A 26,650-nucleotide genomic window follows, 5' to 3' on the forward strand; every position below is an offset into this window, starting at 1 on the left:
CCGAAAACAGCGTCCGAGCTAAAGCGTTAACGCTTACCGCTCGCCACGAGGTTTCCGTTTGAAAGCTGCCATCGTCAGAAAATACCGATTGATCATCAAAACGCTGGGCTACGTCGGCTGGGCCTTGTTCTGGCTGTTGCTCTGGGACATCGCTGTCACTGTCGACTTCATGTTGTTTCTCAACACCAAGCTGAATTTACCCCTCATGCCCCTGACTTTATTGGGTTCGGCGTTGATTGTGTTGATCAGTTTCCGCAACAGCAGCGCCTACAACCGCTGGTGGGAAGCACGCACGCTGTGGGGTTCGATGATCAACAATTCGCGCAGTTTCGCCCGGCAGGTGCTGACGTTGCTGGATGACGCTGACAACGAGGTCAATCCGGTCAAGTCGACTCTATTACGCCGCCACGTCGCCTATGTGAATTGCCTCGCAGCGCATTTGCAAGGCCAGCCTTGCCCTGAGGAAGTCCGCGCGTTCATTCCCGCCGAGGAGTTCGCCCGCAGCGGCACCACCAATAACTTTGCCAACGACATCCTCACCGGCTCGGCGACTTTGCTCGCGCGGGAATACAAGGCCGGGCGCCTCGACAGCATTCGCTTGGCGCGGCTGGAATCGACGCTGGTGGACTTGTCCAACAGCCAGGGTGGCATGGAGCGGATTGCGAATACGCCGCTGCCCTACCCTTATGTGTATTTTCCGCGGCTGTTTATTTCGCTGTTCTGCCTGATCGTACCGATCGGACTAGTGGAATCCCTGGGCTGGTTCACGCCGCTGGCGTCGACCGTGGTGGGCTTTATGCTGCTGGCCATCGAGCGCATCGGCACCGATCTGCAAAGCCCGTTTCGCCACAGCGAGCATCAGATTCAGATGGAAGCGCTGTGCGAAACCATCGAGAAGAACCTGCAGTCGATGCAGCGTGACTCCCTGGGTGACGTGCGCAGGCTTGCAGAGAACGCTTGAGGTGCGGCAATCGGGAACCGTCAGGATGTCTGACGGTTTCCAAATCAATCAGAACGCCGCACGACATCGCTCGGTTGTGCCCCGTGCTCCTGCTTCTGCCGTAGCGCTCACTGTCATCCCCCCCCTTCCCGCTCCTCGCGCCACCTCACATTTTGCGATGTGAGGTTTTCGCATCTGCATAAAAAAGATTGCCGATTCATTGTCAGGTGATTTTTTTCAGCCTATCTTCAATAAAACCTATACAAAGCACTTCATTGCGTACAACTCTTTCGCTATGGATTGGCCTCACGCACAGCACTGCCGCGAGCACCTTGAATGAACCCACTATTAGCCAGCCATTACCGTGAAATTCTCGTCGGCGTCGGTGAAAACCCCGAGCGCGAAGGACTGTTGGACACACCCCAGCGCGCCGCCAAAGCGATGCAGTATCTGTGCAATGGCTACACGATGAGCCTGGAAGACGTCACCAACGGTGCCCTGTTCGAGTCGCAGAGCGATGAAATGGTGATCGTCAGCGACATCGAGCTGTATTCCTTGTGCGAGCACCACATGCTGCCCTTTATCGGCAAGGCACATGTCGCGTACATCCCCACAGGCCGGGTCCTGGGGCTGTCGAAGGTCGCGCGGGTGGTAGACATGTTCGCGCGGCGCCTGCAGATCCAGGAAAACCTCACGCGGCAGATTGCCGACGCCATTCAGCAGATCACCGATGCCGCCGGTGTGGCGGTGGTCATTGAAGCGCGGCACATGTGCATGATGATGCGCGGCGTTGAGAAGCAGAATTCGGTCATGACCTCCTCCGTGATGCTGGGGGCTTTCCGGGATAGTTCGACGACACGGCAGGAGTTCCTGCAACTGATCGGACGTCGATAAAGCTATACAGGGGACAGTCACTGTACAAGCCGATAGTTCGAATCTCACCCTCTTCACTCGTGCGTTTCAGGGAGTTAGGCAATGACCCGATTTCTGCTGTTACTGACACTGGCACTCAGCGTCGCAAGCTGCGGCAGCGTGGATGTTGCCCGTTATGCCGAGCAACAACCGGCCTTGGACCTGCAGCGCTTTTTCAGCCAGCCCGTCAAAGCCTGGGGGATGTTTCAGAAGCGCAGCGGTGAGGTGGCCAAGCGTTTTGAGGTCAACATCGTCAGCCGGCGTGAGGGCAACAACCTGATTCTCGACGAGCGCTTCCTGTACAGCGACGGCACCCGCCAACGCCGCGTCTGGACCCTCACGCCTGAAGGCCAGGGGCGTTGGAGCGGTCGCGCGGCTGACGTGGTGGGTGTCGCCGAGGGCCAGGTCGCGGGCAACACGTTGCACTGGCGTTATCGCCTGAACCTGCCGGTCGATGACTCGACTTACGAAATGAGCATGGACGACTGGATGTACTTGATGGACGAGGACACGTTGATTAACCGCACCAGCATGTCCAAATTCGGCGTAGAGGTCGGACAGGTGACATTGTTCTTCCGTCGCCAGGGTGCCGGAGTCAGCGAATGAACCGCGCATTGACCCTGGCCTCGCTCGGCGACGGTTATCGCGCGCTGGTGATCGGCGCCAGTGGCGCCCTCGGCACAGCCTTTTGCCAACGGCTGAAACAGGATCCGCGCTGTGCCGGCGTTCGCGCGCTGGGGCGCCGTACGCTCCCCGCGCTCGACCTTGAACGGCCCGAAACGATTGCCAGTGCCGCCACCGAACTGGCAGGCGAAGCGCCGTATCAACTGATCATCCACGCGGCCGGTCTGCTCCATCGCGAAGGGATCAAACCGGAAAAAAGCTTCAGCGCAATCGATCCGGAGGCGCTGCAAACCGTGTTTCAAGTGAACACGCTGGGACCGGCATTGGTGTTGCGCCATTTCCTGCCACTGCTCGATCCTCGGGGAGCGATGGCGATGCTTTCGGCCAAGGTCGGGAGCATTGGCGACAACCGATTGGGCGGCTGGTACGCCTACCGCGCCTCCAAGGCTGCGCTGAACATGCTGATCAAGACCGCCGCCATCGAACTGGCACGCACGCGCCCGCAGAGTCGCTTGCTCAGTCTGCACCCAGGCACGGTGGTGTCGGGGTTGTCGCAACCTTTTCGCGGCGCCTCCAGCGCCCGTCCGGCAGACGTTGCCGCTGAACAGTTACTGACCTTGATAGACCAGTTGACGCCGGCCGACAGCGGCCATTTCTTTGCCTACGATGGAGAACGCCTACCCTGGTAGGCAAGGAGTGAAGCATGAACCTGCAAGCCCTCACCGAACGTGCGGCCAACAGTGAAATACGTGAACTGGAGCTGCTGTCGCTCGAAGGTGGTTTTTATCTGGCGCGGATCCGCCTGGATCACGGCCAGTTCACCCTGCTGGATGACGCGGCCAAGCCGATGCACCTGCGTTCGATCACCCACCTGCGGGACTTGCTACAGACCGTGCCGGCCTTTCCCTGCGTACTGGTGCAGCAATGCGTGCACGACGAAATGTGCGGGCGCGATTCAGGGCCTGTCGAAGAGCTGCGCATTCCGTTTTCGCTCACTACGCCCGTATGAGTCGAACCACGCACATCAACTGGTAACGAGCGGGGCCGCGCCATTTGTCGCGTACCCGCTAAGCTGGTTTTAGGGCCGTGCGTCAGTTGAACGTTGTTGGCTGACTGAAAACAGCAAAATAGAAATGCTGTCATAACCATGATTTTTTCTGACAAAACGGCGTCTTTTGCAGGTTTTCAAAAGCTCTGCTGAAGCCTGTTAGAGCGCTATTTACGGCCCAAGCGGGTTATCAAAAATCCAACAACACTTTATTACTGAATTAGTGATTTAACTAGGTAGTTACCTAACTATATAATGCCCTCCTCATTTCAACGGGACATTCAACGTGAAGCAGAGTCAACGCCTCTCGGGCATATCAAAATTCATTCTGGTCGGGCTGGGCGTCGTCATCGCCCTGCTCGGCTTGGCGCTGGCTGCGGGCGGCGTGAAGTTGGTCAGCCTGGGAGGCTCGTGGTACTTCCTGGTGGGTGGCTTGGTCATGGCCGTTTCCGGTCTGCTGATCGCGCGCTACAAGCCAGCCGGTGCCTGGTTGTTTGCCGCGTTTCTGGTTGGAACAGCGATTTGGGCAGTGAGCGATGCCGGGCTGGTGTTCTGGCCGGTGTTCTCGCGCCTGTTCATGTTCAGCGTGATCGGCCTGGTCGTGACGCTGGTTTATCCTCTGCTCAAGCGTGCCAACGGCAGTGTTGCAGGTCGCGGCGCTTACGCCGTGGCTGCGGTGCTGGCGGTCGGCGTGGCCGTGGCGGCTGGCAACATGTTCGTCGCGCACCCGACCGTTGCCGCCACCGGCACTGGCCCGGGCCTGACCCCGGTCGAGCCGGACAAGGCGCAAAAGGACTGGGCGCACTACGGTAATACCGAAGGTGGCAGCCGCTTCGCCGCGCTGGATCAGATCAATCGCGCCAACGTCGACAAACTGAAAGTCGCGTGGACCTACCACACCGGTGACGTCGCCGAGAGCGATGGCAATGGCGCTGAAGACCAGCTCACTCCGCTGCAGGTTGGCAACAAGGTGTTCATTTGCACCCCGCACAACAACCTGATCGCCCTTGATGCCGACACCGGTAAAGAGCTGTGGAAGAACGCGATCAACGCCCAGTCGAAAGTTTGGCAGCGTTGCCGTGGCATGGCCTACTTCGACGCCAGCGCTGCCATTGCTCAGCCAGCCAATTCGAAAATCATCGAAGCCAAACCAGCGCCGGCCGCCAACTGCCAGCGCCGTCTGCTGACCAACACCATCGATGCCCGTTTGATCGCGGTTGATGCTGACACTGGCGAGTTCTGCCAGGGTTTCGGCAACAATGGCCAGGTCGATCTGAAGGCCGGTCTGGGTGATGTCCCGGACAGCTACTATCAGTTGTCTTCCGCTCCGCTGATGGCCGGCACCACCGTGGTGGTTGGCGGTCGCGTGGCTGACAACGTGCAGACCGACATGCCCGGCGGCGTGATCCGTGGCTTTGACGTGATGACTGGCGCCATGCGCTGGGCCTTCGACCCGGGCAACCCGCAGGATAAAAAGGCGCCGGCAGACGGCAGCACCTATGTGCGCAGCACGCCGAACAGCTGGGCACCGATGTCCTACGACCCGGCGACCAACACCGTGTTCCTGCCGATGGGCAGTTCGTCCACCGACATCTACGGTGTCGAGCGCAGCAAACTCGATCACACCTACGGCGCTTCGATCCTCGCGCTGGACGCCACCAGCGGTGAAGAGCGTTGGGTGTTCCAGACCGTGCACAACGATCTGTGGGACTTCGACCTGCCGATGCAGCCAAGCCTGATCGACTTCACCAAGGACGGCAAAACCGTACCAGCAGTGGTCATCGGCACCAAGGCCGGCCAGATCTACGTGCTCGACCGCGCCACCGGCAAACCGCTGACCGACGTTAAAGAAGTACCAGTCAAAGCGGCAAACATCCCGAACGAACCGTACTCGCCAACCCAGCCGAAATCGCTGGGCATGCCGCAAATCGGCGCACAGCACCTCACCGAATCGGACATGTGGGGCGCTACTCCGTACGATCAGTTGCTCTGCCGTATCGATTTCAAAGGCATGCGCTACGACGGCCTGTACACCGCGCCGGGCACCGATAAATCGCTGAGTTTCCCGGGTTCGCTGGGCGGCATGAACTGGGGCAGCATCTCCACTGACCCGGTACACGGCTTTATCTTCGTCAACGACATGCGTCTGGGCCTGTGGATTCAGATGATCCCGTCGCAGAACAAAGGCCAGGCTGCTGGTGGCGGCGAAGCGCTGAACACGGGTATGGGCGCCGTGCCGCTGAAAGGTACGCCGTACGCCGTGAACAAAAACCGCTTCCTGTCGGTAGCCGGCATTCCGTGCCAGGCACCACCGTTCGGCACGCTGACTGCGATCGACATGAAAACCCAGAAAGTCGCCTGGCAGGTTCCGGTCGGTACCGTTGAAGACACCGGTCCACTGGGCATCCGCATGCACCTGCCGATCAAGATTGGTCTGCCAACGCTCGGCGGCACCCTGTCGACCCAGGGTGGCCTGATCTTTATCGCCGGCACCCAGGACTTCTACCTGCGCGCGTTCAACAGCGGCAACGGCGAAGAAGTCTGGAAAGCACGTCTGCCAGTCGGCAGCCAAGGTGGCCCGATGACCTATGTTTCGCCGAAAACCGGCAAGCAATACATCGTCATCACCGCCGGTGGTGCGCGTCAGTCAACCGATCGCGGCGACTACGTGATGGCTTACGCCCTGCCGTAAACCACGGTGTTCACGTAAAGCGCGGCACCTTCGGGTGCCGCGCTGCTTTCCCCCTATTGCTCATGTTTTTTGCAGGAAGATTTACATGCTATCGGCTGTTGGTTTTTCCCGTTCCGACCTGTTCAAAGGCCTGTTGCTGGGCCTGACGTGCACCACCGCCCTCCCCGCGCTGGCCGACAACGATTCCGATTTGTTGACCCGCAGCACCCTCACTGGTGACTGGGGTGGCTTGCGTCACCAGATGGATGAACAGGGCATCAAGTTCACCGGCGACTACAGCGGCGAAATGGCCTACAACGCCGACGGTGGTTTGCATCGCTCGGCGCGTTACTCGCAGAACATCAAGCTCGGCGTGCAGTTCGACCTGAGCAAACTGTACGGCGTCGACAATGCCGGCAAGGTTCAGTTGACCATCAACGATCGTCGCGGCAACAGCGCCTCGGAAGATCTGGTCGGCAACCGTCTGCCGATCCAGGAAAACTACGGTGGCCTGTACACGCGCCTGACCGAACTGAGTTACGAGCGCACGCTGTTCACTCCAGCACTCAATGTGAAACTCGGCTACATGGCCATGGGCAACGACCTCGGCGGCCTCGACAGCGGCATTCTGTGCAACTTCATGAACGCCGGTTTCTGCGGCCATCCGCTGAACATGTCCGGCGGCAGCGGCTGGACCAACTACCCCAATGCGCGCCTCGGTGTGCGGGTGAAATACGACTTGTCGTCTTCCTGGCAACTGCGCGTGGCCGCGTTCAACGTCGACCCGGAAAGCAACGGCAACTCCAGCCGTGCCTGGCACCTCGGGCCAAAACACACCACCGGCACCGTGGTGCCGATCGAGCTGGTTTACAAACACGCGGGCGAGCTGCCTGGCGAATACAAGCTCGGCTACTACTACGACAGCTCCGACGTAAAACGCATCGGCAGCGACAAAGAAGTGTCCGGTCGCGGCGGTCATTATCTGCTGATCGATCAGGCGGTCTGGAACTCGCCAACTTCCGAAGGCCGCAGCCTGCATGCCTTCGGCCAATACTCGGCGGCCAGCGAAGCGGCGTCGCCGTTCAGCAAGTGGTATGGCACCGGGGTGGTTTTGTACAAACCGTTCGAAGGTCGCCCGCGTGACACCGTCGCCCTGGGTTACGGACGCGCCGTGCCGAACCCGCGCAGCCGTGACGTGCTGCAGGACGCCGCATTGAGCAACGGCACGGCGTTGCCGAACCTGGACAGCGCCGAGCAATTGATCGAACTCGGCTACGGTTATCAGGCCACGCCTTGGCTGACCCTGCGCCCAAATGTGCAGTACATCATCGAGCCGGGCGCGTTTTCCGGGCAGGACATCGACAATGCACTGGTGTTTGGTTTGCAGATGAAAGCAGCGCTCTGAGGCCCCGAAAAGCAGACAATAAAAAACCCGGCTCGAATTGCCGGGTTTTTTCTTGCCTTCAAGATCACTTTTTCTTTTTGGCCGGCTTATCAGCCTTCTTCGAATCCTTGGCCTTCTCTGGCTTGCTATCGGCTTTTTTCGCCGACTTCTTCGGCTCGGCGTCTTTTTTCTTGTCCTTCTTGTCGGAAGATTTTGAAAGCGCTGAGGCTGCCGCTGATTTCTTCTCAGGTGATGACTTTTTGTCTTTCAAGTCCTTGCTGGCTTTCGAAGCGTCACCTTTGTCTTTGCTTTTCTTTTCGTCTTTAGCCACGTTGACCACCTCTCGGAGTGTGCCGTTATTGACACATCGCCTGTGCGATTGACCACAAGCTAATCATTAGGCGAGCGGCTCCGACAGCGGTTCAGATTATTTTCAAGCGTTGAAACAGGCCAAATGAAGGCAGCGCCGGCTATCGCCCACGCCACCTTCAGCAACACCTCGTGAATCAGGCCTTGTTGCCCGCCGCCTCCAGCGCCTTTTCAGCGTTGAAGCCATCGAAGTTTTCGAACACGCCCATAAAGCCTGGCACGGTCACCTCGCGCGCCCAGTCGCGCTGCAGTTCGCAGTACATCTGTACCCGGCTGATGAGCTTCGCCCCCGCCTGTTCCATTCGGCGCAACGCCGCCTCGTGCGCAGCGAGCGACGTGCCGCCCACCGCATCGACCGGCACGTAAACTTCATAGCCTTCCTGAATGGCGTCGAGCACCGGGAAGGTCAGGCAGGCTTCGGTCCACAGCGCGGTCATGATCAGTTTCTTGCGCCCGAGCGCTTTGACTGCCTGCTTGAACCCGGTGTCCTCCCAACTGTTGATCGACGTGCGGTCATAGGTTGGCAGATGGCCGAGCACCGCTTGCAACTCTTGAATCGGCGGTTTGTTGCGGCCGGTCGCGACATTGACGGTCGAGTGGATGATCGGCAGGTTGTAGTTGAGCGCCGCCTTCGCAACGCTGGTGATATTGAAGACCAGTTCATCCCGTGGCATCGAGCGGATCGAGGACACCTGAACCGGTTGATAGTCGATGATGATCAACGCTGAATTGTCGGGCGTCAGCAGTTGATCGGTGTGCGGGTTACGGATGGGTTCGCTTGCCATTTGCAGGTCCTTTTGTATGGGTAACGCACGCGGGTGAAACGGCCGGAGCCCGTGCGGCTAAGGGTTCCAGAATGCACGCGAGTGACGCCGTGCCTGGAAAACCCATTGTGCTGTTCCCCTGTTCGCGGCAGTAGTAGCATCCCGAGGCGAACTGTGTCGCGCCAAGGGGAACGCGAGAATGGATATCGAAGAACTGCAAACCTTCGTCGAAGTGGCCGATGCCGGGGGCATTTCACAGGCAGCGCTGCGGCTCGGGGTTTCGAAATCAATCGTCAGCCGCCGTCTGGCCCGGCTTGAAGCAGAACTGGGCGTGCAACTGCTGGCACGCTCGACGCGCGGGGCATCACTCACCGAGGCCGGCGCGACGTTCCGCGATTACGCCGCCCGAGTCTGCAGCGAAATCGACATCGCCAAGGAAACCATCCTGCCCGCCGGCGCCCTGCGCGGTCGCTTGCGCGTAGCAGTGCCCTTGTCGTTCGGGCCGACACACTTCGCCCCGGTGCTGGCGGAAATGGCTCGCCGTCATCCTCAGTTGCACATGCAGACCTGCTACAGCGATCGCTTCGTTGACCTGATTACCGAGGGCTATGATTGCGCCATTCGCGTGGGTTATCTGCAGGACTCCAACTTGATCGCGAGGCGTATCGGCCCGGTCTACACCAAGCTCGTCGCAAGCCCCGACTACATCAAAGCGCACGGCGCCCCGGAAACCCCGGACGAACTGCACGCTCATCAGGCGCTCATGCAAGGCACCGAAGCCTGGCAATTCATGGCGGCTGACAAGGTCATCACGGTTCGCCCGCAAGGACGCTTCAAGGCTGACAACGGCACGGCCCTCGCCGCGGCCGCAGCTGCCGGCCTCGGCGTCGCCTACTTGCCCGATTGCCTCACCCACGAACACATTGCCTCGGGTGCACTCGTGCCGATCATGACCAACCATCCACCGCCCCCGGCCGGCGCCTACCTCCTCCGCGCGCCGGGCCCGCACCCCGCGCGCAAGATCCGCGTGCTCACGGATCTGCTGATCGAGTACTTCGGCGAATCGCCGCACCTCGCCGTGCAGCCGCTGTCACAGCACGATGAAGCGCCGGCGTCTAGCTGAGGAAAGATCAACGCTAAGCCATGAAAGGGGAATTGAGGTGCCGCAACGCCTGCAACAGTCAACGCGTCGGACTGCATTTATTGCAGACACCACGGCGCTGATCCTGTTTTTCACCACCACCGGCATCCTCAATGAACGTTTGATTGCCGGCATGACGTGGGATCAGGTTCTGCACGCGCGCCTGTTGGGAGCCGCCCTGATGATTCCGGTCGCGAGACCTTACGGTATCTGGCGCGATTGGTTAATGAAGCGCGCCAGTCAGGCTCGGGTGTCGAGGTTGTTATGGGACAGCATCGCGCTGGTCAGTTTTCAGGTGCCGATCTATGCCGCGATCATTGCCTTCAGTGGTGCATCGGGCGAAGGTCTGGTGCGCGGCACACTGGGTGCGGCCGTGATGATGCTGGCTCTGGGGCGACCCTATGGGGCGTTTCTTAATCGGGTGCGGAAGCTGTTTGGTTTGCCGCCGGGTGGGGACAAGCCGATGTCGTTGAAGGGTTGAGTGGCGGGGGAAAAATTCAGGGAAGACCCCATTCAGAAAAACGTGATCTGTTCTTTAATCCCGCTCTACTGGCCAGTTTCAGCAGTTCATGCTCTTGCTCCGGTTTCATAAAAGTGGTCAACGCAATAGGCTCTTCCCTTGAGTACAGGTTGCTGGCAGTCCTTCGCCAGACAAGCAGATGTACCCAGACCGCCATGATTCTCGACGATGCGTAGCTTTATCAAAGATTCCATTTCAGCTGATTCCCAGCCCTCGGGCGAGTCCAGTTTGCGGGCGTACAGGGTTTGATATTTATCCCACTCATCCGCTCGCCAAAACTGCCCGCACCCGGGACATTGCAATAGTTTGATCCAGTCCCCCGTTGCCAGGCAGCGCATTCCTGCGACAAACGCCGTGTAACGCTGACTGATATCTACCAGGTTGTCTTTACCGTTGCAGGTGCATTGCATGGTTCCACTCCAAATCTTCTTGCTTCTACTCGTTCCACCGTCAACGTCTGCCTCTGCCCCACAGTAGCTGTCCCGGCGCTGGCACCGTTAACTACATTTGGGCGGCGCCTGTATTCCGCTTGAGACGCTCGAGGTCCCTATTGATCAGCACCTTATGGACTACGCCCACCGGCAACATATAGATGCGCCCAAAGACGTTATGCGTTACGACAGACGATGTGATTGTGAACACATGATCTGTTATCGACAGGCAGATCATGACATCCAGATGTCGGTCTCTTACGCTCAGAACGAGCACGTCGGGGGCACTATGCTCCACCAGAAAAAAATCCAGCTTTTCGCCAGCCTGTATTGCCTCTCGACGGGCGCCAGAGAAACCGCCGATGCGCTTCACGCCAACTAACGAGGAAATCGCATCCCTCGTTCGAAACGCCAGTCGCATGACCAGTCCCGGCTTGGCCCGCATGCAGTTCCAGGCATCAAGAGTGGTTGTTTCAACAGGCAGCAGCACCGATCGGCTGTGATAGTAATCAAGATCAGGCAATGCCCTCAGGGTGTGAGCAGATGAAGGGGTGGTCATACATGATTCCTTTCAATGGGCCGATTTGTTACTCGGCATCACTTTCCTTGCGTCTCTGCGCAACGACTGTGGAGATCATCGACAAACTCCGCGCCCAACCCGCCACGCGGCTGCGGCTGCGGCTGCATTGCACGCACGGCTTCGCACATCTCTTTAGGGAAGTCGATCCCGCTGCTGCGATCTTCATTCAGCGGCGCAATCGGTTCCTTGCCCGGATCAATTGGGGGCAGACCCTCAGTATCTGAGGGCCTCTGCCCCAGTGCTTATGCGCCATCTGCAGGACTGGCCCACTGCCCGATAAAGTCGCCAATTCTGCGCTCAATATCACTCTCAACGGTCCGCAGCCGCAGAATGGGAATGCCACTTCTAGCCAGAATCTCGTTTTTCATGGCGTCCCGAGCTGCCTGTACGGGGTGGTCGTGATACCCGCCATCGACTTCGATCACCCCTATCGGTTGCTTGCCCACTTTGAAATAGATCACGAAATCGCAACTGGCGCGCCGCATGAACGCTCGCTGCGGCTCTGTCCAGCTGAGGCCAACCGGCGATGCAAGCTTATCCAGCTGGATCTGTGTGTGGTACTTCAATGCCTGGCACGCCGGGGCGGACAGCGCTTCGCGCAGCAACTGTGCCACGATCTGCTCGGACCTGTAGCGTGAATCCTCGGGCCGCAAGCGGGCGTCCAGGCGTGCCAGAGACTGGTTGTACTCGCGGTACAGCAAGTCGAATGCCGACACCACGGGCGCGCGCACGATCTGCTCGTCTTGCGCGTAATAACTGATGTAGCGAATCAGCGCGGCGATGTGCCCATTGTTGTCCGTGAACACCTCGTCGCCGGTCACCAGGGTGAAGCGATGTTTGGCCCGCGAAACGGCCACGTTGATCATGCGGGGGTCGTCGACGAAATCCAGGCGTGTACGCGCCTGGTTGTAGCGCTTCTTGTCGAGCACCGTGGAAAACACGATCTCGTCGCATTCGCGCCCCTGAAACTTGTGCACGGTGTCCTTGACGAAATCCGCCGGCAAGTGCGTGCCGGACAGGTTGACTTGTGCCCTGTACGGGGCAATGTAACCGCGGCCTTCGCCGTCTATTCCGACGGGTTGCCCCTCCTCCTCAAGCACCTTCAACAGGGAGTCCAGTTCCCGAAGGTTGGTGTTCTGCCTGGCGTGGTTGCCCTTGGCGGTCACCACCAGGCGCAGGGGTTCTTCGCCGTTGTCCTCGGTCATCGGCACCAGTGCGTTGTCGTAGAACTGCTGGTTGCAGAACTGGATGATCCTGGGGTGGCAGCGGTAATGTTCTTTCAGCAGGGTTCTGGGCAGCGCGTCCAGGAACACGGCAATGCATGAATCCAGCAAGCTGTAGCGCTCGCAATCGTAGGCCTCGGCGGGCGCTTGAAGCCCAAGTTTCACGGGGATATGCGGCAACTGGCGGTTGTCACCCACGACAATCAGGTTCTTGGCGCAGCCCAGCGGCAAGATACCCGGCACGATGTCCTGCAAAGAGGCTTCGTCGATGATCACGTAGTCGAGGACCGCTCCCGGCGCGATCGAATTGACGATGGAGTGCGTGCCGCTGCCCAGGATTGGGAAGCGCTGCATAAAGGCATCGAAACGCTCACGGTAGGTTTTGACATCAAAGCTGTCCGACGGCATTACCTGAAGTTGCATATGGCGCTTGAGATGCTGCATCGAAGCGGTTGTGAGTTCTTTGAGCAGCGCCGTGAAATTCGCGCGTGCCAATGCTTCGCGACACTCGCGCAGTTGCGCTTCTTTGTCGCGCAGCGACTGGTCGTAATAATGCATTTGCAGTGCATGGAAAACGGCCATCCGCGCCTCGCCGTCGGCAAATGGCCTGGTGCGAAAGATCCTGAATTTGAACAGTAGCTCGATACGGTCTTTGAGATGAATGCGCTGCTCGCCGAGGTAAGCCAGGTAGGCCATGAGGTCCGCCGTCTTGCGCGGTGTCAGGCCGTACTTGTCGAGCGAGGCTGTGACCGGCACAGCGCTTTCTGCCTGCCACTGCTGCAGGTAGCGTCGCTCGATGACCAACTCGTCCAGCTCGATTTGCAGTTGCGCCGCCCTGTTGTGGTTTTGGAGATGCTGTTTCAAGCGGGCCAGCAAGGCCTGGATCTCATCCAGGGAAAGTGCCGGCTCCGGCACACTTGACGGCCACGCAGGCAGGTCGGAGAAGAAGGCCTTGCGTTTGTCCTGGTTGCCAAGCTTCGCGACCAAGTGGCCTAGGCCGTATTTCTCCAGTTTTTCGTAGACGTTTTCCACAGCAGCATTGTTGTTGGACAACACCGCGACCGTCTGCCCACGTAGCAGAATATTGGCGAGGATGTTGAGGATTGTCTGGGTCTTGCCGGTCCCTGGCGGGCCTTCGATTACGCTGACTTGCGCGCTGAACGCCCGCTCGACGGCCTGAAGCTGACTCTCGTTCAGCCCGAATGGATAGATGAGCCCCTGCCCCGGCGCCAGAGTGCCGTTGCGCCCGGTACAGTAGGCTTGCAAGGCTGTGCCAGCGATGGCCGGCAGTTTTTCGAGCTGGCGCACCACATTGTCGGCAATTTCACGATCATTCTGCGACTTGGCGTGATGCTGTCGCGCGTTCGCCACGGTAGTGAGATAGCGGAAGACCGGCGTGTCCTTCATCGGTGTCGGAGCGGAAAAGCCGATGCCGTCCATCTTGTAGACATAGGGCTTTTTACTGTCCGGGTAGTGCACAACGGCATAGCGCTCACCGTAAATCGTAGCGCTGGCGATGGGCTTGGTGCTGCCGCGCTGGTGCAGCAAGGCATTGCTCAACTCGCGGGTGGGCGAAACCAGGCAATCACTGAGCGGGCGGGTGTATTTTTTCCTGGAGGGGTAGTGACAGGTCAGCTCCAGCAATGCGTCTTTGTCGCTCCAGCGAATCGCCCAGTCGCTGATCTTTGCGGTTTTGTCCTCACCATCCATCTGAATCGAAGCCATATTCCTCGTCCCTATACGCATGACATCCGGCTTCGCTTCGCGCCGGACGCTACCTCTCCAAGAGGTGACATATTGCCATCATTGCCTACAAGGTCGATAGCCCGGCCGTTAACGCCCCCGCAGCGCCGGACGCAGTGACGAGTCGCCGAGCAGATGCAGGGTTTCTTCAAGGACGTCGACGTCAGCGATGAGGCTGGCGAAATCCCAGTAGCGGTTGAACGTATCGGATGTGCGGTGGTAGGTGTTCGAGTCATAGAAATCATGCCGCTTCATGCCTTCCTCGATGCCTCCTTTGAGCAAATCGTCGCCACTGCTCACCTGCACCGTGGGGATATCAATTTTGGCGAAACTTGCCTGATCGGAGCGAAAAAAATATCCCGCCGAAGGCTCTTCATCGAGGCTGATTTTGCGCCCGAGGGTGTGGGCAGCGCTGACAAACACCTCGGGCAAATCGGACTGATCGCCGTCCACCAGAAACAGGTCACGGGTTCTGCCAATCGGTACGAAACCATCGACATTGAGCGCCGCCACCACATCCAGCCCCGTCTCGCGGATCAACTGTGCGACCCGTGCGGAACCGTGCATGCCGACCTCCTCGGCAGACGTCCAGGCAAAGAGCACCGTGCGCCGCAGCGGCGCCGTGGCGGCCAGACGCCTGGCCAGCTCAAGCAAGACCGCCACACCGATCGCGTTATCGACAGCGCCGGGGTAATAGCCTCTGCCGTCGGCGGTTTTGCCGAGGTGATCCAGGTGCGCGCAGAACAGGACACACTGGCGGGGAAACAGTCGGCCCTTTTTCATCGCCAGCACATTCCGGCAATGCCGAATGACAATGTCGCAATCGAGCCGCAGTTGCAGGTGTGCATCGAGCCGGCACGGGCGTCCCGCCATTGGCCTGGGGGCAGCGATGAATGCATCAAGGTCAACACCGCCGTCGGCTAACAGTCGCCGGGCAAACCGTTCACTGCAGAACCCTTCGAAATCCAGCCGACTGCGCACAGCGTGCGGAAGAAAGCGAAACGGCCGGCGCATTTCGTCCTGCACAAGGTGAAACGCGCTGCCGAACAGTTCATCGGTGTGGACGATAATGACGCCCGCCGCACCCTGGCGGGCCGCTTCCTCGTACTTGTATTCCCAGCGCCCGTAGTAACTCATGCGCTGGCCGAGGAACAGTTCGCCTCCCGGGCTGTTGCGTCCAGGATCATTGGGTAACACTACGACCACTTTGCCGACGACATCCAGTCCGGCGTAATCGTCCCAGTCGAACTGCGCAGCGACAATGCCATAGCCGACAAAGACCAAAGGCGCGTGGTCGAGCCAAACCCTGGTTTGCTGTGAGCGAATCAGCAGTTCATCGTCCTGTTCGAGGTCGTAGCGGGTATCACCCTGAATAATCGTCCGACAACTTTCGGCGCCGGATCGCGCCGTCGCGCAACCGAGAGGTACTGACTGGAACAGGCCCCGGCGGCCCTGCCAGGGCGTCAACCCCTGCGCCCGTACTTTTCGCGCAATCCACAGGGAGGCTCGCCACGCACCGGGCTCCCCTGCCCCGCGCCCGGCAAACCGGGCACCGGCCAGGGTTCGACAGGTGTCGGCGAGCGCTGCCGCATGCAGCTTGTTTTTCAGGTAACCGCGAAACACCGGGGCACGAGAGTTTTTTTGCCTGGTTTTTTTCAGGAGCGCTCGTCGCATGTCGGCTCCTCTTCCTCCGTCCACTTGAACAGTCGTGCGGCGTTGTCAAAGAACACTTGCCGGTGATACTGCTCGTCGATGGCACTGGCGCACGCGGCCACGTAGCCAGGGTAGTCGACGCTGGGCCAGCCCGATCCGAAGAGGAACCGCTCCGGTTTGCCGGTGTAATCGAGCATCCAGCGGATCGGTTCGACCATCAATCGGCCAAGCGTGGCTTGCGAAACGTCGCTTAGCGATCCTTCGATGATCGAACTGAGTTCGAGCCAGACATTGTGGTTTTTCGCCGCCAGCACAGCGGCATCGGTAAACCACGGGTTACCGCTGTGAACCAGAACGAAGTTCACGTCCGGGTGGTCCACGATGACCTCGTCCAGGCTGAGTGGGTGGGCGTACTTGAGCTTGGAGCGATGCCAGCCTGTGTCGCCACTGTGGAACAGCACAGGAACATCAAACTCACGCGCCAGAGCGTACAGCGGCATGAGCCTGGGATCGTCAGCATGCACATGCATAAATCCCAGATTGATTTTGATGGCCCCATAGATACCGCGCGCCAGTCCCTGCGCCAGCGACGCTGGCGACCACTCAGGCTGAGCGATGACCGCACACCTGGCCACGCCCAGCGCCTGCAACTGCCCGGCATCGCAACCGGGGTTATGCGAATCCGTTACGGATGCGCGGATGTCGAAGCGCGCTTGCAGCGCCTTGAATGCTTGCAGACTGTCCGTTCGCGCAAATTCGGTGTGCACGTGCGCGTCGAAAACAGGCCCGGAATAACGACTCATCGAAGACTTCCCTGTGTAGACGATCCTCATTGCCGCGCATCCAGTTGCGCGGTTTCTCAAGCGCTAGCTGCTGGCACTGCTGTAAGAGCGCAGCGCAAACAGCCAGAACACCCGTGACAGACAAACAAACGCGACGGCAAAAAGCAGCGCGCCCATGACTTCCTGCCAGCCGACCATGCCCATCGCCGCCGCTACCGGGACATTGGAAACGAAATACACCGGGACCAGAAACGTCAGGACCATGCGGATCGTCTGCGGAAACGCCGTGACCGGAAACCGCGCGATCTCCATGAGCGTGTAGCTGATGATCCAGACATCACCGATCTTCACAAACCAGATCGACAAGGTGCAGGTAATCAGGAACAACGAGTAGAAAATCGCCACCCCTGCCGCCATCAACCCCAGAAACGCCGCGAGATTGCCCAGCCCTAGCGCACCTTCGCTGTGCATCGCATACACAACGACCGCGAGTCCGATCAATACGCGGGGCAGTTCCCAAAGGCTGATTTTCGAGCATGACACCAGAAACTGGCTGTCGACCGGGCGCACCAGCATGTAGTCCAGATCCCCGGTGCGCACTTGCTCCGACAGCGCATGCAGGCTCGGAAACAGCCAGACCTCAAGCAAACCTTCCAGCACCAGAGCCACGCCGAACAGCGCCAGTACCTGATGCAGGTTCCAGCCGCCCAGACTTCCGACTTCGCTGAACATGGCATCAAGGAAGTACAGCGCCAGGAGCATCCCGACCACCGTGTTCAGGGCATTGGTGACGGCATTGATACGAAACTCCAGTTCCGCAAGCATCGAATGCCTGATCAGCGCCAGCAGCACTTTCAACGGTCGCAGGTTCATATGCCGGCCCCCGAAAAACGCTTCAACCCTTGGCGCCACAGCCCCCGACGCAGCCCCACCAGCAGCACCACCCAGAACAGTTGCACCGCAAACCCCTGCAGCAGATCGCCGTCGGCGGCCTTGCCGATCAGCACCTTGACCGGAAAATCCAGTGAGGCGGAAAACGGCAGCAGCGCCACCAGATGACGGGTCGCTTCGGGAAACAGGTCAACCGGAATCAGCATGCCGCCCAGCACCGTGTACATCGACCAGACCATTGCATCCAGCGCCAGCGAATTGGCCATCCAGAACGCAAGCAGGCCGACGCAGTAATAGATATGGAAAATAATGATCCAGGCCAGCACCAGCGAGACGAGGAACAACGGTAATCGCCAGGCGACAGCTGCCAGGTCGATGGCAAACAACGAGGCGCCGACACAGAACACGGTGATGACGATCGGTGCGCGCACCACCATCTGCCCCAAATGCTCTGCCACGTGAAACCAGAAAGGTGCGACCGGTTTCAGCAGTCGACCGGACAGCGTGCCTTGGCGGATTTCGTCGTTCAGAACGAAGATGACCCATACGGCAGTCAGCTGTCTGACCAGATAGATGCCGAGGAAATACGCCACGAAATCACTGGGCGCATAACCGCCGATGACCTTGTCCCGTGACAGCTCCCACCAAATCATCATCATGAACAACGGTGCGACGCCGCTGATCAACCAGACAAACAACTGCGCCCGGTAGACCACGGTCACCAGCACGCTTGTGCGCAGCAGGCGTCCGGCAATGCCGGGCCACGAAGCCAGCGCAACCATTACGCGTGCTCCTTTGGCAGCAGCAGGCGCGGAAACGCCTGCTCCAGGGAGGGCGTCTGGATCGAGATGTCTGTCACCGGAAAGTTCGCCAGCAGTTGCCCCACGGTGTCGGCGAATTGCTCTTCAGGCACCAACAACTCGGCACTATCACTGTCCAGGCTGAGCAGAGTGCCGTAAACGCTCAGTTCGTCACTGCCCACTTGCGAGGAAAAGCGCAGGCTGACCTGGCGTTCATTGACGTGCGCCTTGACCAGTGCCTGACGTGCGCCATCGAACACCACGCGTCCCTGGTCCAGCACAATGACGCGGTTGGCCAATGCCTCGATGTCCGCCATGTAATGTGAGGTGAGAATAATCGTGGCGCCGGACTCGCGATTGTACTCAAGGAGGAATTTGCGGATGGCGACCTGCATCTCCAGATCGAGGCCGATGGTCGGCTCGTCGAGAAACAGGATACTCGGGCGATGCAGCAGCGACAGGATGAGCTCGCATTTCATCCGCTCGCCCAGCGACAGCTTCCTGACTGGACGCCGAATGATGTCACCGGCCGACAGCAACTGGCACAGCTCATCGATCCGGCGCCTGCATTCGACAGGCGCAATATCGTACAGCGCACCATGAAGATGGAAGGACTCCAGCGCCGGCAGATCCCATGTCAGTTGCTGCTTTTGCCCCATCACCAGGGCGATTGACTTGAGGAACTCCGCGCGCCGCTTGAACGGGTCATGGCCCAATACCGAAAGATGGCCGCCGCTCGGTCGCACGATACCCGAGAGCATTTTCAGCGTGGTGGTCTTGCCCGCGCCATTACCGCCGAGAAAACCGACCACTTCACCCGCGTCTATCGAGAAGGAAACATCCGTAACAGCCGGCACGTACGTCTTCTCGCGACGAAAGTAACGCAACAGGCTGCGCGATTGGTCGTCACGGGCCCGGTAAACCTCGTAAACCTTGCTGATACCACACAGCTCGATTGCTTTTGACATACCTATCCTTGAAATCCCGCATCCCTCACTTCAGTCAACACGCCAGCATGTAACGGTGGCGATCCCTGTATGTTGGCGTACTCAGCCACGGCGAGCCAGCAGTTGATCGTGATGGGCTTGCACAGACAAACCGTCGTCGATCACCAGGCAAACCGCTGGCGCCAGACTCGATCGGGCCAACAGGCCTAGGCCGAGTACTTCTTGCAGTTTGAAACCGGCCGCCTGCAGCAACGCCTTCGTCCGATCGACGTCGACCGTGATCAGGTGCACCAGACACGGCGCCGCCATCAGAGCGGTCGACGCGTTGCCGGGTAACGCCTGACGCTCAAGAAAGGCCAGACGCTGCTGACCGATCATCAAGCGTCCCGGCTCCATTGCGATGCTGACCCGGTCATCCAGGTGTGTGAAGTAATGGTGTTGTTCCTGCTTCGGCCGGGCACAGAGCAATGACACTCCGCCGAGCGCAAACAAACCGTTATCCGAGACTTGAGTGGCAAGGTCGCCACCTATGCCGCGCACGTACTCGATGAGCGACACACTGACATCGCCCGTATCACCGGCGGGTAAGTCGGCGATCAGCCAGGCCGGCGCCGTCTCGCCCGCCGGAGCCTTGGCCGACAGGGCCAGGGCTGCGCGCTGCGAGGGCAAAAGGCACGCCAGATGTGCCATCAGATCCGTTGAACACAGCCAGATTGAACAGCCTCGATCGCTCCCCGGCGCAATGCCCGTGCAGAACTCCAGATACCCGCCGCTCAACCGGAAGAATGCGCTGACGCGGCCATCATCGTGACGCACTTGTCGCGTATGCGGCATGAAGCCTGCGCGGGTGAACTGACCGATGACCTCATCGAACAGGCCTTGCGACACGGGGTAGACGACGTGATCCAGATGGGAAATCACCGGCGCCTTCCCCGCAAAGCACATCGCTCACCCGCTACACCTGGCGACTGCCGCAATGGTTTTTTGCGCTGCGTCACGCAGCTACGCCTGTCGAGGCTTTTGTGCCTCGGGTGCAGAGCGTTACGCCATGCTCGTGCACACCACCACGTTTTTCCTCCTGGCTGACGGCTTGCAGGCCAGCCGCTTCGAAAGCTTCGAGGAATCGGCTTCGTGACCAGCGTGTCAGCTTGACCTCCAGCTCTTGCTCCCATCCCTGCGACTCTTCGCTTTCTTCGTAATAGTCCACCATGACAATCAGCTCGCCACCGGGCGCCAGCAGGCCGGCGGCTTTTTCGATAGCGGCGGTGACGTCTTCGAAGTAATAGAACACCTCCATGGAAAAAATCAGCTCAAACTGCATGCCCGCCGGTGGGCGCCAGTTCATGAAACTCTCGACATCGATGTCGACATTGTTGCAATCCTCGACTCTGGTTCTGCACATGCGCGCCATTTCCTGACTGAGCTCCACAGCCCGGCAATAGCCGTTGGCAAACTTCGAGCGAGCCATATACTCCAGGGCATATCCGTTGCCCGGACCGATCTCCAGGTAGCGACCTGTAGACGATTCAAGCGCGGACAATACCGGCTCGACCCGTGCCCAATGCTCGCGCGCCATGTCCACCGCGCCATCCTCGATGGCCCATTCGTCGAAGAGCGTCTCGACTTGCAGTTCGTGACTCATCCACCACTCCTGTTTACTGCCGGGGTTCGATCCACGCTAGCGGATCCATTGATAAAAATGCACAGCGTTACGGTGCGAGCCAATCACCAGGTGCCCATCATCAGTGAGCAACGGAGAGGAATGAAATCCCGTGTCGTGCTCCAGTTGCCACAAGGTTTGTCCGCTATGTTGCGCCAGGCAGTGCAAACGCTCGTCGGTGCCGACGAACAACGCGTCGCCGCTTGGCAGCACGGTAAAGGGTGTGTAGCGGAACTCGCAGGCGAGATTGACCCGCCACAACATTTTCAGGCTGTGCAGATCAATGCCGTACACGTGACCGTCATTGCTGCCGACGTACGCCACACCTTCCGGTGACAGACTCGGACACGAGACCACGAAACCGTCGGTGTGAAATTGCCGCAGCACCGTACCGTCGGCAGCATCGAAGACAATGATCTTGCCGTCGACTTCGGTGCCGATGATCCCGCGCCCCGAGGCATGATCGATCGCAGCAGTGCCTTCAAACCGGCTGGTTTCGGTAATTCTCCAGCGCTCCTCGCCTTCGGGGCTGAAGCACATCAGCACATTGTCTGTGCCGACGATGACATTGCCGTTCCCGTCCAGTGCCGGCGAGCTATAGAGGTCATCCTCAACCTGCTCGTCGAAGGACTGCTTCCACAGCAACGTGCCCGAAACGTGGTCGACGGCGTAGAGCGTATGGTCGTAGCTGCCGGCGTAGACGATATGTCTGGCGGAGTCGATGGTCGGGCTGGCGTGAAACGGCCCTTGCGCCTGAAACGTCCACAGGCATTCGCCGTCACAGGTTATGCGACGTAGCAGATGGTCCTCGCAGCCCACGACGAAACTGCCGTCCGCCGACACGGCGGGCGAGCTATAGACCGGTCCCTGAGTCGCAAACCGCCACTGCGGCTCGCCGTCACTCAAGCGTACGCACTGCAAGCTGTTGTCCCAGCAGCCGAACAGAATCCGGTCATCAGCGATCCTGCCGGGAATGCTCCATACCCTCTCGTCGCAGGAAACCGTGCGTTGAAAAGCAGGAGGAGCCTGCCAGTTCTTGTGCGAGGTTTCGCGCCAGGGTCTGTGGCTGCGCAGCGCCTGGTTGTTTTTGTACCAAGTGCTTTGCAGGTGCTGCGCATATGCCGTTCCGGGTCCGTTCAGCATGAGGTGTGCCTGGCACTTTCGATACCGCCGCCGTACTTCTCGGAGATTTCGACTTTGTAACCGTTAGGATCAATAAAATAAACGGAACGTGAAGAATGGTATTGAACTTCATAGTCCGGCAGCAACTTTACGCCGTGATCGCGAAGTTGCGTCAGCACCCGATCGAAGTCTTCTACTAAAATCCCGAAGTGGGTAATTTCCAGTCCGTCGTTTTTTACGCCGCGGCCTTCTGCATATTCATGCATGCATAAGTAAAGTGTTTCATTGGCACCGATCGTCATCCAGCGGGTAAATGCGCGAATGCCCACTTCCTTGACTTCGAAGCCAAACACGCGCGCATAAAAATCGCGACTCTCTTCAATGTCGGCGACGTCCAGTTGAATATGATCCACAGCAACTATCTTGATCTTGTCGAGTGCAGCGCTCATTGGACTAACCCTCGATATTCGTCGGGCAATATACCGTCAGCTTGCCAACGGTCGATGCAGGACCTGAAGAAAGGTAATTGTTCTGGAAGGTGCTGTAAGGCGACCTCATAACCGGCGACGCCTGCGGATATATTGGTCGTGTCCAGCGACAAGGTGTCTTTGAATGCCGCCAGTGCCTGATCGAAGTTACCCATTTGCTGATGACAGGCACCGATCATGTACTGCGAATACGTCACGCGTGGAAAACCGATATCGTAAGCTTGCTGATAACGTTGCAACGCACGCTGCCACTGCTGATCCTTGACTTCGATTTCGGCAGCCTCGTGATAGGAAATGCTCCAGTGAGGATCGTAGGCGATCAACTCGTCGGCCACCTGGCGTGCGCTCTCGATGTCGCGGGCGACATAGAGCATTTCCTTGAGCTTGGATTCGTAAACAGTCTTGCGCGCTTCCCTTGCCGGAATACTCGCGCCTTTTTCTCCACGGATGACCGCATCGGCATATTCTTCGGCCAGCAGCATGTATTGTCGCGTGGTTGCCACATCGCCCCGGGCTGCCGGCACCATGGCCAGTCCGCGATAGAACGATGACAGCGAAACCAGATCCACCGGCGCGTCGCTCGAAGCAATCTGCCGGGCGGCCTTTTCGCCAGCGTCGATGAACCATTTATTCAATTCATCATCGATGGAATCGCCTTTCAGTTTCCAGACAATCGCCTGCGAGCAAACGTCCAGAACCCTGGACGGTGGCATACGTTGAGCCTGTAGCAATGCCTTGAGCGCAGTGAAGTCTTGCTGATGCGAAGTGGTCATTTCAAGACGGTTCTGAATGGCAAACCGGGTCAGATGAAATGTCACACGCTGGTCGGGAAACAGTGCCTCGTAAGGTATTTTGGTCAATACCTGATTGGCGTAACGGTACCTGCAACTGGCGGCCAGACACTGTGCAAGGCTCAATTTCTGCACCGGCGGGGCCCATTCCAGCATGTCGGCCAACCACTTGACCTTGGTCACCGGGCCATCCATCGGGTAAGAAAAAAACTCCAGTTCGTCGACACCGATTGCGTGGCGCTGTGCCACTTCAATCAGCGTTGAGGGCTCAAGCAGTTGAGGCACCCGGTAAGGCACCTCATCGAAGTTCTGCTCCGCCAGCCCCGCACACACGGAGCGCGACCAATTCGTCGGATGGGCGCCTGCGTCATCATAGAAAAACACGGCGCGCGAAAAAGCATCGTCCAATTTGCTGTGCATATCACTTTCCCTAATGACATGTAGAAACTGCGCTGTCGAGATTAAATACGGCCGAAACAATGCTTCGGCCGTACCTCACAAGACACCGGTATCTTGTGTACAGCGGACAATCAGAGGATGAACAGTGCCGAAAGGATTCGGTTCTGTACGCTATTGAACTTAATCATGTTGAAGCTCCTTTTTAAAAGTATGCATGGCATATCCATGCGATTCCGTTACTTCGTTCACGACCGAATCTTTCAATGCGGCCGAAATGGAAGTTACTGCTTCTCAGAGGATGAACAGCGCCGACAGCATCCGATTTTGTACGCTTTGATATTTGATCATTTCACTGTCTCCATGTGATTTAAAGTTTGCTGCAAATTGCAGCGACGTAAGATTTAGCTGTCGTCCGAAGATACGTCAAGAAAGTTTGTGAAAGGCACGCGCCAGGGCCAAACGAACCTTCTAGTTAGTTCCGTTGGCGTTTTTCGACGTGTATCAATGGTTTAAATGAAAAATAACCCGATCATGTTTTTTGCGATGCGCGACGGTGCACAGAAAGTTACCCGCCGTCGCGCCTCGCAATTTCGGCACCTTCAGCGTTAAAAGGTACAGCAGAAACAAATTGCAACAGTCCGTGGTGAATTGACGCACCTACAAACCTCAACTAGTTTAAACAACCGTCACCGGTGGTAACTGGATGTATCCGCCGTGGGACAGCGCATTCGAATGGAGTTCGACCGGCCGACACCCGCCTCGTCAGCCGTATGATCAGGAGCGATCAACCATGAAGTCCCTTAATCTGGGAATCCTCGCGCACGTCGATGCCGGCAAGACCAGCCTTACCGAACGGATCCTGTTCGATGCCGGTGCGCGTTTGCGCCTGGGCAGTGTGGATTCGGGCAACACCTGCACCGACAGCCTGCTGCTGGAACGGGAGCGTGGCATCACGATCAAATCCGCCGTGGCCTCGTTCGAGCTCAACCACCTGCTGATCAATCTGCTGGACACCCCCGGGCACCCGGATTTCATTGCCGAGGTGGAGCGTACGCTCGCCTTGCTCGACCTCGCCGTCGTCGTGGTGTCGGCCGTCGAGGGGGTTCAGGCGCAAACCCGGGTACTGGTCAACGCCCTGCAACGAATGGCGATACCTCATGTTTTCTTCATCAACAAGGTTGATCGTAAAGGCGCCGATTTCCTGCGCACCCTGGAGGCTCTCCAGGCTCAGCTCAAGAGTCACCCGTTGGCCTTGTGCACTGTGCGAGACGCCGGCACGGCACAGGCCACGGTCGAACGCATTGATCAGGCGTCAGCCGAGGTCACGTCACAGTGGCTGGACGTGCTGTGCGAACACGATGAGACGTTGTTGCACGACTACGTGACGGCGGCGCAAACAATCGACGGTTCGCGCCTTGAACAAGTGGTGCGCGAGCAACTGGGCAGAGGCCTGGTCAATCCGGTGTTTGCCGGGTCCGCCATTACCGGTGTTGGCGTCGCACAGATGATCGAGACGCTCACGCGGTTGGCCCCGGCCAGATGTCACGATGCCGAGGCACCTGTGCTTGCCTCGGTATTCAAGATCGACCGGGGCTGGGGTGGGCACCGGCGTTTTCATGTCTGTGTCCAGGCCGGCACGCTGCACGTACGCCAATCGATCGAGACGCCGCAAGGCACCAGCCGGATCACCGCCATTCAGGTCTCCGAAAGCGGCGGTCTGCAACCGGCAACGCTTGCCCGCGCAGGCCAGATCGCTTGCGTCACCGGGCTTGAAGGCGTGCGCATCGGCGATCGGATCGGCGCGTGCAGAGAACGCAACACAGCCGCGCGCACCTTTACCCCGCCGGCGATCGAAACCCATGTTTCAGCCGCTTTGCCAGCGCAGACCAAAGCCCTCTGGGAAGCATTGAGCCTGCTGGCCGAACAGGATCCACTGATCGATTTGCGCCGAAACCCGGCGGGGCTAATGTTCGTTTCGCTGTACGGCGAGGTGCAAAAGGAAATCATCCAGGCCACGCTGCAAGAGGAGTACGCCATCGAGGCGGTCTTCGAGGAAAGCTCGGCGATCTGCGTTGAAACCTTGCAAGCGTCTGGTCAGGCCCAGGAATCAATCGATGAACCCGACAACCCGTTTCTCGCCACCGTCGGTATTCGTGTCAGTCCAGGGACGGCAGGATCGGGACTCACATTCATTCGTCAAGCCCATGCCGGGCTGATGCCGACGAGCTTCTACAAAGCGATTGAAGAATCGGTCTTCGAGAGTCTCAAGGAAGGCCCGTGCGGCTGGATGGTTCACGATTGCGAGGTGATATTGACCACCGTCGACTATGCATCGCCCTCAAGCACTGCGGCTGATTTTCGACACCTCACACCGCTGGTACTGGCTGCAGCGATCAGCCGCGCCGGCACCGCGGTCTGCGAGCCGCGCAGCCAGTTCAGCATCGAAGTGCCGGCGGCCTTGAGCAGCGCGGTGCATGGTTTGCTGGCCAAGGCCGGGGCCACAATCCATGGCACCACGCTGGACGCAGAGACCGCGCGGATCGAAGGCTCGATCGTCACCACGCGAATCTACAAGTTGCAGCACCAGATACCCGATGTCACCAGCGGCCTTGGTTTTATGGAAAGCCAATTGGCCACGTATACGCCAGTCACGGGCACTGCGCCTCGCCGGGAGCGCACCTTGGCCAACCCTTACAATCGCCAGGATTACCTGCGGCAAGTCAGACTGGGCTTGCGCACCGGACGGCCGGCAAGCAGTGCTTGATGG

At 58.9% G+C, this 26,650-nt stretch carries 25 protein-coding genes and 1 pseudogene; 10 read left to right on the top strand and 16 right to left on the bottom strand.

Annotated elements, in window-relative coordinates; all coding sequences use genetic code 11:
* The first annotated feature begins 58 nt into the window (after positions 1-58).
* The 7 genes from LOY43_RS14550 (at position 59) to LOY43_RS14580 (ending at position 7,600) form a co-directional block, all read left to right on the top strand.
* Positions 59-961 carry a bestrophin family protein gene (locus LOY43_RS14550; protein ID WP_095049020.1) on the top strand — a complete coding sequence of 301 codons (903 nt, stop codon included), beginning with the start codon at positions 59-61 and terminating at the stop codon, positions 959-961.
* A 315-nt stretch (positions 962-1,276) separates the two neighbouring features.
* Positions 1,277-1,834: a GTP cyclohydrolase I FolE gene (gene folE, locus LOY43_RS14555; protein WP_034154114.1), complete on the top strand. Its 558-nt coding sequence runs from the start codon at positions 1,277-1,279 to the stop codon at positions 1,832-1,834.
* Positions 1,835-1,915: 81 nt separating this feature from the next.
* Positions 1,916-2,458: a DUF3833 domain-containing protein gene (locus tag LOY43_RS14560; protein WP_093431483.1), complete on the top strand. Its 543-nt coding sequence runs from the start codon at positions 1,916-1,918 to the stop codon at positions 2,456-2,458.
* Positions 2,455-3,165: an SDR family NAD(P)-dependent oxidoreductase gene (locus LOY43_RS14565; RefSeq protein WP_258708244.1), complete on the top strand. Its 711-nt coding sequence runs from the start codon at positions 2,455-2,457 to the stop codon at positions 3,163-3,165. The genes LOY43_RS14560 and LOY43_RS14565 overlap by 4 nt, the downstream gene beginning before the upstream one ends.
* A gap of 14 nt (positions 3,166-3,179) precedes the next feature.
* Entirely contained in the window at positions 3,180-3,485 is a 306-nt protein-coding gene (locus LOY43_RS14570; RefSeq protein WP_034154117.1) for a DUF6482 family protein, read from the top strand.
* 325 nt (positions 3,486-3,810) lie between these two features.
* Complete coding sequence (locus tag LOY43_RS14575; protein ID WP_220556216.1) at positions 3,811-6,216, top strand: glucose/quinate/shikimate family membrane-bound PQQ-dependent dehydrogenase; 2,406 nt, start codon at positions 3,811-3,813, stop codon at positions 6,214-6,216.
* Positions 6,217-6,301: 85 nt separating this feature from the next.
* Complete coding sequence (locus tag LOY43_RS14580) at positions 6,302-7,600, top strand: carbohydrate porin (protein ID WP_258708245.1); 1,299 nt, start codon at positions 6,302-6,304, stop codon at positions 7,598-7,600.
* Between the two features lie 64 nt (positions 7,601-7,664).
* On the opposite strand, the gene LOY43_RS14585 is transcribed toward LOY43_RS14580, so the two are convergent.
* Positions 7,665-7,910, bottom strand: coding sequence for a hypothetical protein (locus LOY43_RS14585; protein ID WP_095049097.1), 246 nt, complete (start codon positions 7,908-7,910; stop codon positions 7,665-7,667).
* A 175-nt stretch (positions 7,911-8,085) separates the two neighbouring features.
* Positions 8,086-8,733: a hydrolase gene (locus LOY43_RS14590; protein ID WP_093431462.1), complete on the bottom strand. Its 648-nt coding sequence runs from the start codon at positions 8,731-8,733 to the stop codon at positions 8,086-8,088.
* A 178-nt stretch (positions 8,734-8,911) separates the two neighbouring features.
* Between LOY43_RS14590 and LOY43_RS14595 the strand changes: the two genes are divergently transcribed.
* Complete coding sequence (locus LOY43_RS14595; RefSeq protein WP_095126019.1) at positions 8,912-9,835, top strand: LysR family transcriptional regulator; 924 nt, start codon at positions 8,912-8,914, stop codon at positions 9,833-9,835.
* A gap of 37 nt (positions 9,836-9,872) precedes the next feature.
* Positions 9,873-10,334, top strand: coding sequence for an L-alanine exporter AlaE (gene alaE, locus LOY43_RS14600; RefSeq protein WP_220556220.1), 462 nt, complete (start codon positions 9,873-9,875; stop codon positions 10,332-10,334).
* Positions 10,335-10,420: 86 nt separating this feature from the next.
* Here the strand turns inward: alaE and LOY43_RS14605 are convergent, their stop codons facing one another.
* The 14 genes and pseudogenes from LOY43_RS14605 to LOY43_RS14670 all read right to left on the bottom strand — a co-directional run bounded on the left by LOY43_RS14605 (position 10,421) and on the right by LOY43_RS14670 (position 23,904).
* Positions 10,421-10,783: a hypothetical protein gene (locus tag LOY43_RS14605; RefSeq protein ID WP_258708246.1), complete on the bottom strand. Its 363-nt coding sequence runs from the start codon at positions 10,781-10,783 to the stop codon at positions 10,421-10,423.
* Positions 10,784-10,874: 91 nt separating this feature from the next.
* On the bottom strand, positions 10,875-11,363 hold the full coding sequence (locus tag LOY43_RS14610) for a DUF2867 domain-containing protein (protein ID WP_258708247.1): 489 nt from the start codon (positions 11,361-11,363) through the stop codon (positions 10,875-10,877).
* Between the two features lie 77 nt (positions 11,364-11,440).
* Positions 11,441-11,575 (bottom strand): annotated as a pseudogene (locus tag LOY43_RS14615) (glutamine synthetase); the annotation flags it as partial.
* 51 nt (positions 11,576-11,626) lie between these two features.
* Positions 11,627-14,332: an AAA domain-containing protein gene (locus tag LOY43_RS14620; protein WP_258708248.1), complete on the bottom strand. Its 2,706-nt coding sequence runs from the start codon at positions 14,330-14,332 to the stop codon at positions 11,627-11,629.
* Between the two features lie 108 nt (positions 14,333-14,440).
* Positions 14,441-16,024 (bottom strand): M20/M25/M40 family metallo-hydrolase, encoded by a 1,584-nt coding sequence (locus LOY43_RS14625; protein ID WP_258708249.1) that lies wholly within the window; start codon positions 16,022-16,024, stop codon positions 14,441-14,443.
* On the bottom strand, positions 16,006-16,806 hold the full coding sequence (locus LOY43_RS14630) for an amidohydrolase family protein (RefSeq protein WP_176471316.1): 801 nt from the start codon (positions 16,804-16,806) through the stop codon (positions 16,006-16,008). The genes LOY43_RS14625 and LOY43_RS14630 overlap by 19 nt, the downstream gene beginning before the upstream one ends.
* A 63-nt stretch (positions 16,807-16,869) precedes the next feature.
* Positions 16,870-17,658, bottom strand: coding sequence for an ABC transporter permease (locus LOY43_RS14635; protein ID WP_095049032.1), 789 nt, complete (start codon positions 17,656-17,658; stop codon positions 16,870-16,872).
* Entirely contained in the window at positions 17,655-18,458 is an 804-nt protein-coding gene (locus LOY43_RS14640; protein WP_095126026.1) for an ABC-2 family transporter protein, read from the bottom strand. Before LOY43_RS14640 ends, LOY43_RS14635 begins: the two co-directional genes overlap by 4 nt.
* Positions 18,458-19,444: an ATP-binding cassette domain-containing protein gene (locus LOY43_RS14645; RefSeq protein WP_095049034.1), complete on the bottom strand. Its 987-nt coding sequence runs from the start codon at positions 19,442-19,444 to the stop codon at positions 18,458-18,460. The genes LOY43_RS14640 and LOY43_RS14645 overlap by 1 nt, the downstream gene beginning before the upstream one ends.
* An 81-nt stretch (positions 19,445-19,525) precedes the next feature.
* Positions 19,526-20,344, bottom strand: coding sequence for a hypothetical protein (locus tag LOY43_RS14650; protein ID WP_258708250.1), 819 nt, complete (start codon positions 20,342-20,344; stop codon positions 19,526-19,528).
* 73 nt (positions 20,345-20,417) lie between these two features.
* Positions 20,418-21,065 (bottom strand): class I SAM-dependent methyltransferase, encoded by a 648-nt coding sequence (locus LOY43_RS14655; RefSeq protein WP_095049036.1) that lies wholly within the window; start codon positions 21,063-21,065, stop codon positions 20,418-20,420.
* 36 nt (positions 21,066-21,101) lie between these two features.
* A complete protein-coding gene (locus LOY43_RS14660) occupies positions 21,102-22,226 on the bottom strand; it encodes a PQQ-binding-like beta-propeller repeat protein (RefSeq protein WP_095126028.1) in 1,125 nt (374 codons plus the stop codon).
* Complete coding sequence (locus LOY43_RS14665; RefSeq protein WP_095049038.1) at positions 22,220-22,654, bottom strand: VOC family protein; 435 nt, start codon at positions 22,652-22,654, stop codon at positions 22,220-22,222. The genes LOY43_RS14660 and LOY43_RS14665 overlap by 7 nt, the downstream gene beginning before the upstream one ends.
* On the bottom strand, positions 22,651-23,904 hold the full coding sequence (locus LOY43_RS14670; protein ID WP_258708251.1) for a M48 family metallopeptidase: 1,254 nt from the start codon (positions 23,902-23,904) through the stop codon (positions 22,651-22,653). The genes LOY43_RS14665 and LOY43_RS14670 overlap by 4 nt, the downstream gene beginning before the upstream one ends.
* Positions 23,905-24,673: 769 nt before the next feature.
* On the opposite strand from LOY43_RS14670, the gene LOY43_RS14675 reads away from it, so the two are divergent.
* Complete coding sequence (locus tag LOY43_RS14675) at positions 24,674-26,647, top strand: GTP-binding protein (protein WP_095126029.1); 1,974 nt, start codon at positions 24,674-24,676, stop codon at positions 26,645-26,647.
* Positions 26,648-26,650: the final 3 nt, after the last annotated feature.

Origin of the sequence: Pseudomonas sp. B21-041 (assembly GCF_024748675.1) — a bacterium.
Taxonomy (GTDB): Bacteria; Pseudomonadota; Gammaproteobacteria; order Pseudomonadales; family Pseudomonadaceae; genus Aquipseudomonas; species Aquipseudomonas neuropathica.